This is a genomic window from Scandinavium sp. (assembly GCF_036271055.1).
In the GTDB taxonomy this organism is placed as follows: domain Bacteria; phylum Pseudomonadota; class Gammaproteobacteria; order Enterobacterales; family Enterobacteriaceae; genus Scandinavium.
The window spans coordinates 1-2,159 of sequence record NZ_DATBBJ010000089.1; the positions used below are offsets into that span (position 1 = coordinate 1).

1 protein-coding gene is annotated in these 2,159 nt (G+C 54.0%); it reads right to left on the reverse strand.

The annotated features are described in order from the left end of the window. Nucleotides 1-292 precede the first annotated feature (292 nt). Nucleotides 293-2,159 (reverse strand): hypothetical protein (locus tag VH187_RS19785; protein WP_329703159.1); only part of this gene is annotated, 1,867 nt, incomplete at its 5' end.

A 2,159-nucleotide genomic window follows, 5' to 3' on the forward strand; every position in this document is an offset into this window, starting at 1 on the left:
GCTGCATCGTTACGCTCGCGTCTTCCACAATCATCTTTTGCAGTGTTCCAGTCAGCGCTTCGGAAGCGTTTTGTTTGGACTGACTGGCGTTATTTTCCGAAGCGTTCGCGAAGAACAGAGCTGACAGGAACGCGAAGCCGACAAGGCGTATCTTTGACATTGTGGTGGATCCTTCTGTTAGGGTGGACCAGGGGAAAGATTAAATGGTCATTTTTCTCGGTGCTTAGGATACAAGGCAAAAAAAGATTCTAACAACCTCCTTACTCTTTTGCTCAGCATGCTGGAAGCAGGGCTAGGGACGCGGCGCAGGAGTTGGACGAGGCCTCGGCGAAAGGTGCCTCGGTGTCGGAGTGGGCCTCGGCGTGCCAGTCGCCGTGGCGGTAGCAGTTGCAGTCGGCGTGGCCGTGGCGGTTGGTGTCGCTGTAGGCGTTGCGCCGCCTGCAGGCGCCTGGATTGCCACCGTCATTGGCGACCCTGTTTTAAAGAATCCTACTGTCGCGTTAGCAGTTTGGGGAGGTTGATCGGCATCAAACCGAAAGTTATACAATGTGCCAAAGCGAATCGCGTTAGCGTTTTGATTCTGCGCAAACGTTTCGCTGTTCCAGGTTATGAAATCACTGGCCTGAGTGACAGCCCAGGGCGTGCTGCTGTAACCCTGGTTATTAAACGTGCCGTCATTTGCCCAGCCAGGTTCCTGAGGCGGCGCGTGAAATCCGATGTTACTGAGATTGGCTCCGGCGCCCAAAGGCACGCTAAAGGATTGAATACTGCGATCGAGATTGTAATTGTACACGGCATACTCATAGTGATAGACTCCCGGCGCGGGACTGGTCACTTTGTAGCCCACAAACGAGATGCCATCGTTTCCCGGATCAGGCTGCACCTGATTTACCGTCGCCCCTGTCCATGCCATGATGGCAGGCTGCGTTCTCGCGGTCTGGCCAACAGGGGAAAATGTGAAGTTCGTTGTGCCGCTAACAAGGAATTTACGGTAGGAAGCGTTGTTATACATGTTGCACTGCCCAGGATGAGTCTGACACCACGTGTATTCAAGGGGGTCCAGATATGCCGCTTCCGCGAAATAAGTTGCACCTGCATTGAGTGTTGTGTTCAGATCGCTGATATTAACGCGAACCCGGTGCGATACGCCGTCATGTGTGTGGCCGTTGTGATTGGCTGGATCTGGATTAGACGAAAACGCGCCGGTAAAAGGATTGACCCAGGCACGTGAACCTAGCAGTTGGTAGTCCCCGTTTTCGTCGGCGAGATACGGATCGGAGCAGCCCGGACATAGCTGTGAGAACTGAGTGCAATTATTTGTGTTGCAGCCAAGGTTGCAGTCGTCGCCTTCGTCCGCGCCGAACGTGTGTTTAATCCAGGACTGGCCAATTTGTTCGAAGCGCTCGGTGTTATCTGCGCCACCGCTCATCCGATAAAAATTTTCCGGAAAGAACGGATGATCTGTGTTTGGTAATGCGTAAAAGTCGACCGGCTGATCGCCATTGTCGCAGGAAGTTGTCGCTATTCCCAAGCCGACCTGTGATCCCACCGCTGGGTCGATTTGCACCATGTCCGGCAGGTCCCCAACGATAATATCGGGCCCGGCTACCAGTTGAGCCGCTCCCGGACCGGCACGATGGCTCAAGGGGGGCTCGACCACCGACGTACGCTTGCCGTTCACCAGTTGCGTGATCTCGATAGGCTGCATCGCTGCGCCGACTGAAATTTTTCCAACGACTGAGCCGGCGTCCGATGGACGACCGAGAGCGTTAGCAAACTCTTTCGAAATAAGGAGTCGGCCACCTTCAATGCCAAGCGACCGCGCGTTGGCGTTGTAATCGTAATCTCCTCCTTCAACATTGAAAAAGGTGAAACCTGTCTTGTTGTCGCGTACTGCAAGACCGAAAGATTGATTCGACGGAAGTTTTTCGACTGCGAGTTGCTTGACAGACGCACCTAATCGCACAGGGAGTGCCGGAATCCCGCCACTACGGGACGGGATCAAGGCCATTGAGCCCGGCTTAACTCCGCGCAGCAGATCATTAAAAACGAGAATGGGAAAGAAGGAATTGGCTGCGGCGGAAAATTGCAGAGTGACTGGCCTTGCCACCAGGGAATTGCTCCCATTCAATCCGTTCAAATCGAGTTGCATCGTTACG